Raw genomic sequence first — 14,706 nt, forward strand, 5'->3', positions numbered from 1 at the left:
GATTTTAATTTGAGCTTCGCTTTAAGCACAATGCTAAAAAATCTTTAGATTTCTCTTAATATTTCTTACCAACTAAACAATCTTAATGGTTAAAAAATTTCAATAATTTTTAGCTTAGAGTTATCAAAAATTCCGGAGACAGCGAAACTATTCCTTCACTTAAACTTTCGGGATGCGTGGTAAAACCTTTTAATTTTGATGTTTTTCCTTTTAAAACTAAATCCATTAATTGTTTGTCGGAAAGCTTTTTCCCGAAAATATCAAATGAAACTTTGAAGCCGCAGTTTTTATAATCGGAACATCCAACTGCGGTTTTTCCTTTCATTAAGTTGTGTGATTTGCATTTTGGGCATTTTGTTTCTTCCCAAGACTGCAGTTCTTTTTTTATGGCTGGTTCGCGCTTTTTCTTTTCTTTGACTTCTTCTTTTTCTTCGTGTAAAGTGAAAACTTTTGCTTTTCCGTCAACAACTTTTTTGGTCAGTTCTCTGATCATTTGAATCAACTCATCCTTAAACTGATTGGCTTCATATTCACCACTTTCGATCTTACGAAGTTTCAGCTCCCACTCTCCTGTCAGTTCCGGACTTTTCAGCAACTCATCTTCGATCGTGTCGATTAACTGAATTCCTGTAGAAGTTGCGACCAAATTTTTCTTTTTCCTTTCAATATATTTTCTTTTGAAAAGAGTTTCGATAATATTTGCACGGGTTGAAGGTCTACCGATTCCGTTATTTTTCAACATTTCACGAAGTTCTTCATCGTCGACCTGTTTTCCGGCAGTTTCCATCGCTCGAAGTAAAGTTGCTTCGGTGTAAGCTTTTGGTGGAGAGGTTTTTCCCTGATGAATCATTGGCTCGTGAGGTCCGGTTTCGCCCACTTTAAATTCCGGAATCGTTTGTTCTTCGTCCTTATCTTTTTCTTTATCCGTCGGTTCTTCTTTGGCATCTTTAGCATAAACTGCTCTCCAACCCGGTTCGAGAACCTGTCTTCCGCTTGTTTTAAAAGGAATCGTTCCTACCTGAGCTTCTACCATAGTATTTGAAATTTTACATTCAGGATAAAAAACGGCGATAAAACGTTTAGCTATGAGATCATAAATGAGTTTTTCTTCTCTGCTTAAATTCTGAGTCGGCGGAATTTCCGTTGGGATAATTGCATGGTGATCGGTCACTTTAGCATCATCAAAAACAGCTTTCGATTTTGGAATAGGCTTTTCCAGTAAAGGCGAAATCAACTCTTTGTAAATTACCATACTTTGCAGAATTCCACCGATTTTCGGATATAAACTTTCTGATAAATACGTTGTGTCAACACGCGGATAAGTAACGTGTTTTTTCTCGTAAAGACTTTGAATGTATTTTAAAGTGCTGTCTGCGGAATAGCCGAATTTTTTATTCGCTTCCACTTGAAGTCCGGTCAAATCAAATAATCTCGGATTTTTTTCTTTCCCTTCTTTAATTTCAAAAGAAAGAATTTCAAAAGTATTTACCTTCAAATACTCCAAACCTTTTTCTGCACGGTCAATCGTTTTTAATCTGTCAATTGCAGCGTTAAAAATGACGTCACGGTACTTGGTTTTCAGTTCCCAATATTCTTCGGTTGAGAAGGCGTCGATTTCTTTCTGACGCTGAACGAGCATCGCCAAAGTCGGAGTCTGCACTCTTCCGATGGACAAAACCGCTTTGTTTCCGCCAAATTTTTTGGTGAAAAGTCGGGTTGCATTGATTCCCAATAACCAATCTCCTATTGCTCTTGCATTTCCTGCGAGGTAGAGATTTTTGTAATCTTCGGCAGGTTTTAATTTTTCAAAACCTTCTTTGATTGCTTCTTCGGTAAGGGAAGAAATCCACAAACGCTGCACCGGTTTGTCACATTTTGCTTTTTGTAACACCCAACGTTGAATAAGTTCTCCCTCCTGTCCCGCATCCCCGCAATTGATGACTTCATCACATTCTGCAACCAGTTTTTCAATCACTTTAAACTGATTTTCAACACCTTTGTTTGGAATTAATTTAATCCCGAAATTATTTGGAATAATCGGAAGCAAAAACAGATTCCATGATTTGTATTGCGGACCGTAATCGTGTGGTTCTTTGAGGGTACAAAGATGTCCGAAAGTCCATGTCACACAATAGCCGTTTCCTTCCATATAGCCTTGTTTGGGCATGGTTGCGCCCAATACTTTGGCTATATCTCTGGCAACACTTGGTTTCTCGGCAATACAAAGTTTCATGAATAATCGGGTTATAGAAAGGGGTGCAAAATTCGGGAATTTTTTTGGAATTATCAGTTTAGGAATATCAAAAATATTGAGTATAAACTTCAAAGATTACAGTTCAACAATCAGTTCTTTCTCATAGCCATTATATTTTTCAGTTATATAGCCGTGAGGATTGCAGATAATTTCTGTTTCCCCAATTTTATATCTACAAGGTGTATGAATGTGCCCATGAATCCAATACAGCGGTTGATATTCTTCAATAAAATCTTCTAAGTTTGAAGAGTAAGCCGCAGTCACAGGATCATTTTTAAAATGTTCAGGAACAGATTTTATACTCGGTGCGTGATGTGTAACCACAATGTTTTTCAATCCTTTTGAATTTTCTAAACTTTCTTTCAGCGAGAATTTAGAAAACTGATGAATTTTAAAAGTATCGATTGACCTCGTTTTAGAATAAGAAGGATCACGAGTGATTTTCTTATAATCGTTCATCACGGATTGACAAGTCATTCCATAAAATCGAGGATCACCAAAAATGGAAAAATCCGTCCATAAAGTTGCCCCATGAAATCGTACATCTTCAATATCCACAAAAGAATCTTCGAGCACAAATACATTAGAATCTTTTGCTGCTTCTTTTATTTTGTTTAAAGTTTTTGGGTAAGAACCTTTGTAGTATTCATGATTACCCAATACATAAATAACAGGTTTATCAGGAATCTTAGTTTTGATCCAATCAATTCCTTTCGTACCTAAATTGACGTCTCCTGCCAAAACAACAATATCCGCCTTATCAAAAGATAAATCAGTAAAGCCAAATTCCTGGTGCAAATCGCTGATGATCTGAATTTTCATTTTTTAAAAGTAATTTAATTTAAATAAAAAACGTAAACATTATTTAATTTAAAAAATAAATATCTAAAAATCAAAAGTTTAAAAAGGAATCAATAAAAAGTCTACTAAAAAAGTAGACTAATAAAAATATATGTTCTATATTTGCACCCGTAATCAGGTTTGGAAATGAAAATGAAAACAAAATTCAGATACAATTCAATGAAGAAGATCAACATCATGCACATGATGATGTATTGCTGTATGCCTTTATATATGAATTTTAGTGGATGACCTTACTTTTATTATGACATATTTTTTAAAGGCTTTACCACGTTGTAAAGCCTTTTTTATTTGAAAAAACCAGTAAACAAAACAATATGAAAACAACTGATTTTAAAAACAAATGGCTGGTTCCTGTAGCCTTCGCCAACATCTATATCATCTGGGGAATTACTTTCCTCGCCATCTCATTCGGACTGACAGGATTTCCGCCCTTTATACTTTCGGGATTCAGATTCTTTGCTGCCGGAATTTTACTCATCGGATATTTAACTGCAAAAGGTGAAAGAGCCAACTCCCTGAAAAACTGGTGGAAAAATGCAGTCACAGGAATTCTGATTCTGACCGGAGGAACAGGTCTTGTTGCGTGGGGAGAACAGTACGTTACTGCTTCAGAAGCTGCCATCGCCATTGCAACCGGACCGTTTTGGTTCATTGCCATCGATAAAAAGAATTGGAGTTATTATTTTTCAGACAAATTTATTCCGATCGGATTGTTACTGGGTTTCGCCGGATTGATTTTATTTTTGAACGGAAGTGTAAATACTCATACTGCAAATGTGGATTCATCTCTGAGAATAATCGCCTTTATCGTTCTCGCATTAAGTTCGGTTGCGTGGGTTTTGGGATCTTTATATTCCAAGAAAAATCCGGCAGATCATTCAACCTTTATGAATATTTCTCAACAGTTGATCGTTGCAGGTCTTGCTTCATTTTTAGTCGCACTTTTCAGAAATGAATGGGCAGGTTTTTCCATCACAGCAGTTCCGGTTTCAGCTTGGCTGGGTTTGCTGTTTTTGATTTTCTTTGGATCTATCATCGCTTATATTTCGTACATCTGGCTTTTATCGGTAAAACCTGCAGCCATTGTCAGTACGCACACTTATATCAATCCGATTGTTACTGTTATTGCAGGATTTATCATTGCTAATCAGACCATTAACGGAAATCAATTGTATGGATTGCTTATCATACTGATCGGAGTTCTTTTAACAAACGTTACCAAATATTTTAAACTTTCTAAAAGGTCAAAAGCCAAAATCAGAAAAGCTGTGAGGCATTTCAACAGAATCAGCAGACCTTATCAACCCATGTAATAAAAATAAATAATGATAGAAATTAAAAACATTTCAAAAACATTTCATCAGAAGAAACAATCTTTTAAAGCTTTGGATGACGTGAGTCTCAATATTGAACAAGGTGACATTGTAGGACTCATTGGGTTTTCCGGAGCAGGAAAAAGTACATTGATCCGCACCGTCAATCTTTTGGAAAGACCAGATCAGGGACAAATTATCATCAACGGAACAGATTTCACAAAATTGAGTTCTAAACAACTCGCCAAAGAGCGTAAAAAGATCGGGATGATTTTCCAGCATTTTAATCTGCTTTCTTCAAGAACGGTTTTTGAAAATGTAGCGCTTCCTCTGGAATTGGATCAGCTTAAAAAAGATCAGATTCGAGTGAAAGTCAACGAACTTTTAAAAATTGTCGGATTAGAAGATAAAGCAAATGATTATCCCAAAAGTCTGTCAGGCGGACAAAAACAAAGGGTTGCCATTGCGAGAGCTTTAGCGAATGATCCTTATCTGCTGCTTTGTGACGAAGCGACAAGCGCACTCGATCCCGCGACAACGAAATCAATTCTGGAACTTTTAAAAGACATCAATCACCGTTTAGGAATCACGATCTTATTAATCACTCACGAAATGGACGTTATAAAAGCCATTTGCAACCACGTTTCAGTTATCGACAAAGGAAAACTGGTCGTGAAGGGAACACTCAAGGAAATTATCTCAAACAGAGAGCATCCGATCATCAAACAATTTATAAACTCAGGAAACATGACAATACCTCAGGAATTTACAAAAACACTTCAGAAAGAACCGCAGGACGGCTTATTTCCGTTGGTTGAAGTTGAACTTAACGAAGACATCAGCGTTGAAAAGCTGCTTTCAAAAATATATGACGAATATAAAATCCCATACCAGCTTCTGAAAGCCGATGTGGAATATTTGGGAAGCGCAAACATCGGAACACTATTGCTTCATTTAAAAGGAAAATATGAAGAAAATCAAAAAGCAATCTATTACTTTAACCAGAATAAAATTCAAAATACACTAAGAGGATATGCTTAATGAAACCGTGATTTCCCTTTTATCTAAAGGACTTTGGGAAACGATATTTATGACTTTCGCTTCAGGATTTTTTGGTTTTGCTTTAGGATTACCTGTTGGAATTCTATTATTTTTAACTAAAAAAGGTCAGCTATTGGAAAATATTATTTACAATAGGATTCTGTCTGTTTTAGTGAATATTTTCAGATCCATTCCTTTTATTATTTTGATTGTGTGGATGATTCCTTTTACAAGATCTTTAGTAGGAACTTCAATTGGAGTCAATGCTGCATTGGTTCCGTTGAGTATCGGTGCGGCTCCGTTTATCGCAAGATTGGTTGAAAACAGTCTGCTCGAAATTCCGCAGGGCTTGATTGAAACAGCAAGGGCTTTGGGAGCAAGTCCGTTTCAGATTATCAGAAAAGTTTTATTGCCTGAAGCGCTGCCTTCATTGATCAACAATGCAAGTATTACTCTGATTACTTTGGTGGGCTATTCCGCGATGGGAGGCGCAGTCGGCGCAGGTGGACTGGGACAGATCGGTTATCAGTACGGATATATCGGCTATGACGCTTTAATTATGAATTTGGTTCTCGGTCTTCTCGTGGCTTTAGTATTTATCATTCAGTTCGCAGGGGATCGATTGGCGAAAAGATTTGATCATCGTTGAGTATTAATAGTTTTACAGTTAAATAGTTATACAGTTAATAAAAATAATTTACAATGAAAAAAATAAAAATTCTAAGTTTTGTAGCAGCAAGTTTGTTGTTATTCAATTCGTGTAATTCGCCGAAAAAAGATAACCCGAATTACATTAAAGTGGGAATCACTTCAGGTCCCGAACAGGAAATTGCAGAAACTGCAAAAAAAGTAGCCAAAGAAAAGTATAATCTTGAAGTTGAATTGATTTCATTCAACGATTATGTCATTCCAAACGAAGCTCTGAATAATGGGGATATTGATGCAAATGCTTTTCAGCACGTTCCTTATTTGAATGAACAGTCAAAGCAGCGTGGTTATAAATTGGCTGTTATTGGAAATACTTTTGTTTATCCAATTATAGCGTATTCAAAAAAGATTAAAAATATTTCCCAACTTCAGAATGGAAGTACAATTGTAATTCCCAACGATCCGACAAATGGTGGACGATCTTTACTTCTTCTTCAGAAAAACGGTTTATTAAAATTAAAAGATGATGTTGGATTATTACCGAAAGTCACCGATATTATAGAAAATCCAAAACAGCTGAAGATTCTGGAAATCGAAGCACCACAATTGCCTAGAGTCTTAGATGATAAAGAAGTGGTGATTGCGATTATCAACAATAATTTTGCAGCACAGGCTGGTCTTGATGTCAATCAATACGGGCTATTTAAGGAGGATAAAGATTCTCCTTACATGAATGTTGTGGTTTCCAGAGAAAATAATAAAAATGATGAAAAAGTGAAGAACTTCTTAAAGGCTTACCAGTCCGCAGAAGTTGCGAAAAAAGCTGAAGAAATTTTCAAAGGAGGTGCTGTGAAAGGATTTTGATTTATTGTGAATTGTGAATAGTTAATTGTCAATTTTATGCAAGAAAAAGGCGGAGTAGTTTAATATGTTATCATTTTATTAAAATTAATTTTAAAGTTTTAAAGACAAGTTTCTTTCCCCAACACTAAAGGGTGGAAACTTTTCCTACACATCAAATTTGACTCCCTTTAGTGTTGGGGAAAACAAATTTGCATTCTATATTAAATAAAAACAATCATTAGGTTACATTAATTCAACATCATAATAACCATTTAATAACCAAAATACATTTTCTCATTTTGAGATAATAAATATTTTTGTGTATTTTTGTTAGCAATCAATAAAAAGGTTTTTTATGTTAAAGAAAACTGCCATTGTAGGTTTATTCACACTAATATCTGCTTATTCTATGGCTCAAAATACAACTCTTCCCATTTATTTAGACGAATCAAAACCCGTTGAGCAACGAGTTCAGGATGCGCTTTCGAGAATGACTTTACAAGAAAAAGTGGCGATGCTTCATGCACAGTCAAAATTCAGTTCACCCGGAGTTCCAAGATTGGGAATTCCTGAATTCTGGACGACAGACGGTCCTCACGGAGTAAGACCTGAAGTAATGTGGGACGAATGGAATCAAGCTGGATGGACGAATGATTCAATTATTGCCTACCCTGCTTTAACCGCTTTATCCGCAACATGGAACAAAAAAATGTCATGGAATTACGGTAAAGCTTTAGGCGAAGAAGCACGTTACAGAAAGAAAGATATTCTTCTCGGTCCAGGAGTTAACATTTACAGAACGCCACTTAACGGAAGAAATTTTGAATATATGGGTGAAGATCCTTACTTAACCTCTAAAATGGTGGTTCCTTATATCAAAGGGGTTCAGTCAAATGGAGTTGCAACTTCTGTAAAGCATTACGCGCTTAATAATCAGGAAATGTTCCGTCATACGAGTAATGTGAATGTTGATGAGAGGACACTATATGAAATTTATCTTCCACCATTTAAAGCGGCGGTGACAGAAGGAGATTCGTGGACAATTATGGGAGCTTATGATATGTACAAAGGTCAATATGCAAGTCAGAACCAATATCTTTTGAATGATATTCTTAAAAAAGAATGGGGCTATAAAGGTGTTGTGGTTTCAGATTGGGGAGCAGTAAATAATACCGAACAGGCCATTCACAATGGATTAGATCTAGAATTTGGAAGCTGGACCAACGGACTTTCTGCAGGAACCAAAAATGCATACGATAATTATTACTTAGCGCAACCTTATTTAAATTTAATTAAAGAAGGAAAAGTAGGAACCAAAGAACTGGATGATAAAGTAACGAGACTTTTGAATCTGGCTTATAAAACCACAATGAATACGAAGAAGCCTTTCGGAAACGTAGCTTCTGAAGAACATAGAGCCGTTGCCAAAGAAATCGGTGAAGAAGGAATCGTTCTCTTAAAAAATCAGGGGAATGTACTTCCGATCGATTTAAATAAAGCTAAAAAAATTGCGGTCATTGGTGAAAATGCCATCAAAATTATGACTGTTGGTGGTGGTTCTTCTTCATTAAAAGTAAAATACGAAACTTTACCTTTAGACGGAATTAAAGCGAGATTCGGAAAACAGGCAGATGTACAGTTTGCAAGAGGTTACGTTGGTGATATTGGCGGTGAATACAATGGTGTAAAATCCGGACAAGATCTGAAAGACAATCGTTCAGCAGACGAATTATTGAATGAAGCAGTTGAGTTGGCAAAAAAATCTGATTATGTGATTTTCGTTGGAGGTTTAAATAAATCTGACTTTCAGGACAGTGAAGGAAACGACAGAAAAAGTTATGGTTTACCTTACAATCAGGACAATGTGATTGCTGCTTTAGCAAAAGCCAATAAGAATTTTGCCGTGGTTTTGGTTTCAGGAAATGCCGTTGCAATGCCGTGGATTAAAGATGTTCCTACCGTTTTGCAATCTTGGTATTTAGGTTCAGAAGCAGGAAATTCTATTGCTTCTGTGTTGGCAGGTGATGCCAATCCTTCAGGAAAACTGCCTTTCTCTTTCCCTGTGAAACTGGAAGATAATTCAGCTCATGTAATGGGAGAATATCCCGGAAATAAAGAAGAATTAGCTGCTGGAAAAGGAAAAGATCAGAAGAACCCAATCAATATCACTTACAACGAAGGAATTTTCGTTGGTTATCGTTGGCATGATACAAAAAAAATTAAACCACTATTCAGTTTCGGACATGGTTTAAGCTACACTACCTTTGAATTTGGAAAAGCTAAAGCTGATAAGACAATGATTAGCCAAGACGACAAAATTACCTTTACAGTAAATTTAAAAAATACGGGTAAAAAAGCAGGAGCTGAAGTAGTTCAATTATACATCACTGATCTGAAATCATCAGTTCAAAGACCTACAAAAGAGCTGAAAGGTTTTGAGAAAGTATTTTTAAATCCTGGTGAAGAAAAAGAAGTGAGTATTACGATTGATAAATCGGCTTTAAGTTTCTTTGATGTAGACAAACACGAATGGGTGGCAGAACCGGGCGATTTTGAAGCTTTAATCGGAAATTCGTCTGATGCAATTAAAACAAAAGTAAAATTTACATTAAAATAAATTATTGTTTTTCATAAAAAATCCCGGCACTTCGAAAACCTCAGTGGACGGGATTTTTATTTGTTTAAATTTTGAGTCGTTATTGACTCACTGTATTCAAAAGTTCAATATCATCAGAACTCAAACTTAATTCGGGAGCTTGGAATAATGTTTTCAGCTGTGATTCGCTTGTTGCACTTACAATTGGAGCCGTAACTAAGGGATTTGCCAACAGCCAAGCCAAAGCAACAGAAGCCTGCGTTGTTTCATGCTTTTCGCTGATTTGATCTAAAGCTTTTAAAACCTCGATTCCTTTATCGTTAAGATATTTTCTCACACCTTCACCTCTTGCACTTTTCGCGAGATCTTCTTCCGTTCTGTATTTTCCAGTCAGAAATCCTGCTGCTAAAGACCAGTAAGTAAAAACACTGAGATCGTATTCTTTTACTAGACCTGCATATTCATTTTCAAATTTTTCTCTTTCCAATAAATTATAATGCGGCTGCAAAGCAACATATTTTGGAAGATTATTTTTTTCTGCAAATTCAAAAGACTCTTTTAACCTTTCGGGAGAAACATTGGATGCAGCAATATAACGAACTTTCCCCGCCTTGATGATTTCATCGTAAGCTTCTAAAGTTTCTGCAACCGGAGTTTTATTGTCATCAAAATGAGTATAATATAAATCAATATGATCCGTTTGAAGCCTCGATAACGATTCATCCACAGATTTTAGAATATGTTTTTTGCTGATGTCGAAACCATGTTCTTTGGTTTCAGAACCTACTTTCGTTGCAATAACTAAATCATTCCGGTTTCCTTTCTCCTTCATCCACTTACCGATGATTTCTTCAGATTGTCCACCTTTTCCATTGACCCACCATGAATAAGTATCTGCAGTATCCACAAAATTAAAACCAGCTCCAGCGAACTGATCTAAAATATTGAAAGATTCTTTTTCATCCAAAGTCCAGCCAAAAACATTCCCACCAAAATTAATTGGAGCTACTGACAAATCTGTATTTTTAATTTTTCTCTTTTCCATATCTCTATTTTATAATTTTAAGTTTTGATGTACTAATTTACAAAGGATATTATGTTTTATAATCTTTACGAAACATTAAAATTTGATGGCTATGATAGAGAAAATAAATATTAATATTAGTGATTATGATAATAATATTTAAAAATTTCAAACAAAAATTGAAATGCATCTTTAATAATTAATCTCAAAAAAATTTTCTCTAATTTCATTTAAATTAGTTTATAAAGTTGCACTAAAATCTATCTTTATCTACCTTAGCATTCAATACTATTTTTAAATGAATTTAGCTGATAATCACCTTTTAGATACTGTTATCAATAGCTCACCGATAGGAATTTGCATTGTGAATGCAGATAATTTTATTGTGGAGAAAGTCAATGATAAGTTTGGTCAACTTCATGGAAATCCGAATGATTTAATCGCAGGAAAATCTTTTGATGATCTGTTTCCAAAAAAAAATGTATTAGATAAGAAAATCATATCTGATGTGGTTAAAAATAAGGAAACTCTTTACGCAGATGAAATAAATTTAATTTTAAAAATTAATGACAGAATTAAAGAAACTAAATGTTCACCTGTATATGTGCCAATTTTTGATAACAGTGACATTGTAGTGAAAGTTGCCATTTGGATGATCGAAAATGCACCAAGTAAAAATGAAGCTGAATCGCAAACAAAAGAAGATGCAATTATAGAAAAGGAGCGAAAACGCACCAATGCATTACTCAATGAAATTCCTACAGGTATTGCAATATTATCAGGTAAGGATTTTATTTTTGAGTCAGCAAATCCTATGTATCAGTCTTTAGTTCCCTCCAGAACTCTCATGGGAAAACCATTTTTGGATGCACTTCCAGAGTTACGCGGATCAGAATTGGAAAAGGCACTGAAAACAGTATTTGAAGATGGTGTCTCATTAAGTTTCAATGACGATCTCGTTCCTTTTTCCGATTTAGAATCAGGTGAACCTGAAGAAAGATATTTTTCTTACAGGCTGATTCCCAGATTTGATGCTGAAGGATCAGTTGATGGAATATTTATATTTACATCGGAGGTAACTCATGTACTTAATAATAAATTAGGATTAGACCGAACCAGTAATAATCTGAATCAAATTATCAATATGCTCCCTGCGTCTGTGGTGATCATTCGATATGACGAACTTATTGTTGAGATGATCAATGATTCCAATCTTGCCTATTGGAAGAAAACGCGTGATGAAGTAGTTGGAAGACCATTCCTTGAAATTTTACCGGATCTTGCAGATCAGCCATTTGCAGGACAACTAAGAAGAGTAATGCAGACTGGCGAAATCATTGATATAAAAGAAAGTCCTGTCCTATTTACCGAACCTGATGGAACTATCCGTGAGACTTTTGTTGATTATACGTATCAACCCCTTACAGGATTAGACGGAAAACGCGATGGTGTACTTGTCATGTCGTTTGAAATTACAGACCGAGTACAGGCAAGAAGACAACTGGAGGAATATGCGAATCAATTATCGATAGCGTATGATCAGTTATCTATACTTAATAATAAACTTTCCAAGAGTGAAGCACGTTTTAAATTTCTTATCGAAAAAGCACCGGTTGCTATTGGTGTACTTCGTGGTAAAGAATTTATCATAGAATCTGCTAACAACAAAATTTTAGAAGTTTGGGGGAAACCTGAAACAATTATTGGTCTTACCTTAGCTGAAGCTCTTCCAGAAATTAAAGATCAGCCGTTTTTAGGATATTTAGATGATGTTTTCACTACCGGAAAACCATTTCATGCCAATGAAATAATGGCCATGTTGATGCATGAAGATGAACTTAAAGAAATTTTCTTCAATGTAGTTTATCAACCTATTGCAGATGTCAACGGAAATATTGCTGATATATTGGTAGTCGCTGTTGATGTCACCGAGCAAGTGAATTCCAGAAAAATGGTCGAAAAAAGTGAAGCATATTTCAAAATGCTTGCCGATCTTGTACCTGCGAAAATATCTAATGCCCTTCCAACGGGAGAAGTAACATTTTTAAATAAAAAATGGCTCGAATTTGCAGGAATGAATTTTGAAGATATGCGGAATTTTGGATACCAACAAATGATGCATCCTGACGAAATCGCAAAATTTCAAACAGGATTAGCTGCCGCAGCAAAAAGTGGTATTCCACATATTTCTGAAATGCGATTTAAAAATTCGGAAGGGAAATACATTTGGCATCTCAATATTGCCTCTCCAATTTTAGACGAAAACGGTGTAATTTCGATGTGGGTAGGTTCCACAACGGATATTCAGTGGTTAAAAGAAGAAGAGCAACGAAAAAATGATTTTATCGGAATGGTATCTCATGAACTCAAGACTCCGCTAACATCGGTGAACACTTATCTGCAATTACTTCTTCGCAAAGCAGAGAAAACCGATGACAACTTTTTAAAACAAGCATACATACAATCTCTTAAACAGGTTAAACATATGACCGATATGATTAATGGGTTTTTGGATGTATCTAGATTAGAATCAGCTAAAATACGTATAGAAAAATCGGAATTTGAAGTTTCAGATTTATTTAAAGAAATTATGCTGGACTATGAATTACAGTATTCTACTCATAAAATTATTTTAGATTCTTCTTCATCTCTAAGAATTAATGCCGATAGGCTAAAAATAATTCAAGTGCTAAATAATCTTGTAGGAAATGCAGTAAAATATTCTGAAAATGGATCAACTGTACAAATTTCATACGAACAAATTGACAAAAATATAAGGGTAATTGTCCGGGATAATGGAATGGGAATCAAACCCGAAAACATTAAACGTCTTTTTGAACGTTATTACAGAGTTGAACAAGATAGTAAGATTGCGGGATTTGGCATCGGGCTCTATTTAAGTGCAGAAATAATTTTTGCACATGGAGGTAAAATCTGGGCAGAAAGTGAAATCGGAAAAGGATCTGTGTTCTATTTTGAATTAAAATTAACATTGTAAATCTGTGAAAGCTATTATAAATAGTACTTAAGAATTAATTCGTCTTTCTATCTTAATTATTTAGTTAATGCTTTTTTAATCTCTTTTTCAGCAAAAGGATGTTATTACGGTTAATTTAGAGAAAGATGTACCGTCTTTGATAAATTTTTCATCAATCTGAACTATCCATTCAAGTAATAAATATTCTGGAATTTTCATGAGCTTTATCCGGCTCTCCACCATATCTTTTTTGCATTTGCTTTTGCCAACTCATAAAAAAGGATGCCGTTGCGATCTGGGCTAAGGAGGATTATACTTATATTATTTTTCAAAACAATCATTTCTTTCACTTACAGAATTGATTGTTGATTGTTGATTGTTGAAGAACATGCAATTACATTTTTTCGATATATTTTTAAAAACAGTAAGGATTCTTGATGTTTAATCATTAAAATCGAGAGATTGTTCAATCACCTTTAAATATTCAAAATAATTACAATAAATTTGAAATACGTATTTGTTTTCAAAAGCCGTAAAGCGGCGTACTGTTAATAGAAATAGAACAAAGCTTACATGTGAATCTCCGTAGGAGCGAACTATAAAAGTTTATACAGCATTTACAAATGAATAACAGATAGCGCTCCCACGGAACGCGCTTGTGACCGCTTCAGCTTTTTTCTACACAGATATTGCTCCAACGTAGCAATAACATGGATTAATCAATTGAATTATTTTGAATATTATTAAATAATGATAATAAATTTAAAACTTAATTAGATGATGTTGCACTTTTATTATTGAATTAAATTTCAATAAACTTAGATACTAAATATTACTGTTTAAATTAACTTTGAATAGTAAAACCTCAATCTCAAAACTCACAAGCTACAATCATGATTCTGCACTTGAAATATAGACTCATAAGTTACATAACTTACAGCTCGAAACTTTGATCTCCTGTTAGGAGATTAATTTTTTTGAGTTTGGATTTTAAAGCTTCAGTTTTACTTTTAGAGTTTATCGCAAAAAAAATCCTCAATCAAATAAATGATTGAGGATTTAAAAAGACTGGCGGCGACCTACTCTCCCGCTTTCGCAGTACCATCGGCGCTGGTGGGCTTAACTTCTGTGTTCGGAATGGGAACA

9 protein-coding genes and 1 rRNA gene are annotated in these 14,706 nt (G+C 35.0%); 6 read left to right on the forward strand and 4 right to left on the reverse strand.

The window, feature by feature from the left end:
- Positions 1-109 precede the first annotated feature (109 nt).
- Together NZ698_RS08105 and NZ698_RS08110 are read right to left on the reverse strand one after the other, a co-directional pair.
- Complete coding sequence (locus tag NZ698_RS08105) at positions 110-2,233, reverse strand: type IA DNA topoisomerase (RefSeq protein WP_263002571.1); 2,124 nt, start codon at positions 2,231-2,233, stop codon at positions 110-112.
- Between the two features lie 96 nt (positions 2,234-2,329).
- A complete protein-coding gene (locus NZ698_RS08110) occupies positions 2,330-3,076 on the reverse strand; it encodes a metallophosphoesterase (protein ID WP_263002572.1) in 747 nt (248 codons plus the stop codon).
- Between the two features lie 356 nt (positions 3,077-3,432).
- On the opposite strand from NZ698_RS08110, the gene NZ698_RS08115 reads away from it, so the two are divergent.
- The 5 genes from NZ698_RS08115 to NZ698_RS08135 all read left to right on the forward strand — a co-directional run bounded on the left by NZ698_RS08115 (position 3,433) and on the right by NZ698_RS08135 (position 9,580).
- The gene (locus tag NZ698_RS08115; protein ID WP_263002573.1) at positions 3,433-4,431 is read left to right on the forward strand and encodes an EamA family transporter; all 999 of its coding nucleotides are present in this window, start codon (positions 3,433-3,435) and stop codon (positions 4,429-4,431) included.
- Between the two features lie 12 nt (positions 4,432-4,443).
- Positions 4,444-5,472 carry a methionine ABC transporter ATP-binding protein gene (locus tag NZ698_RS08120; RefSeq protein ID WP_263002574.1) on the forward strand — a complete coding sequence of 343 codons (1,029 nt, stop codon included), beginning with the start codon at positions 4,444-4,446 and terminating at the stop codon, positions 5,470-5,472.
- Positions 5,465-6,121 carry a methionine ABC transporter permease MetI gene (gene metI / locus NZ698_RS08125; protein ID WP_263002575.1) on the forward strand — a complete coding sequence of 219 codons (657 nt, stop codon included), beginning with the start codon at positions 5,465-5,467 and terminating at the stop codon, positions 6,119-6,121. Before NZ698_RS08120 ends, metI begins: the two co-directional genes overlap by 8 nt.
- Positions 6,122-6,174: 53 nt before the next feature.
- Complete coding sequence (gene metQ / locus NZ698_RS08130) at positions 6,175-6,984, forward strand: methionine ABC transporter substrate-binding lipoprotein MetQ (protein ID WP_263002576.1); 810 nt, start codon at positions 6,175-6,177, stop codon at positions 6,982-6,984.
- A 334-nt stretch (positions 6,985-7,318) separates the two neighbouring features.
- A complete protein-coding gene (locus NZ698_RS08135; protein WP_263002577.1) occupies positions 7,319-9,580 on the forward strand; it encodes a glycoside hydrolase family 3 C-terminal domain-containing protein in 2,262 nt (753 codons plus the stop codon).
- A 79-nt stretch (positions 9,581-9,659) separates the two neighbouring features.
- On the opposite strand, the gene NZ698_RS08140 is transcribed toward NZ698_RS08135, so the two are convergent.
- Complete coding sequence (locus NZ698_RS08140) at positions 9,660-10,604, reverse strand: aldo/keto reductase (protein WP_263002578.1); 945 nt, start codon at positions 10,602-10,604, stop codon at positions 9,660-9,662.
- Between the two features lie 277 nt (positions 10,605-10,881).
- On the opposite strand from NZ698_RS08140, the gene NZ698_RS08145 reads away from it, so the two are divergent.
- Positions 10,882-13,581 carry a PAS domain-containing protein gene (locus NZ698_RS08145; protein WP_263002579.1) on the forward strand — a complete coding sequence of 900 codons (2,700 nt, stop codon included), beginning with the start codon at positions 10,882-10,884 and terminating at the stop codon, positions 13,579-13,581.
- 1,045 nt (positions 13,582-14,626) lie between these two features.
- Here NZ698_RS08145 and rrf read toward each other — a convergent pair.
- A 5S ribosomal RNA gene (rrf, locus tag NZ698_RS08150) occupies positions 14,627-14,706 on the reverse strand; the annotation flags it as partial.

The organism is Chryseobacterium edaphi (assembly GCF_025628985.1).
Classification (GTDB): Bacteria; Bacteroidota; Bacteroidia; order Flavobacteriales; family Weeksellaceae; genus Chryseobacterium; species Chryseobacterium edaphi.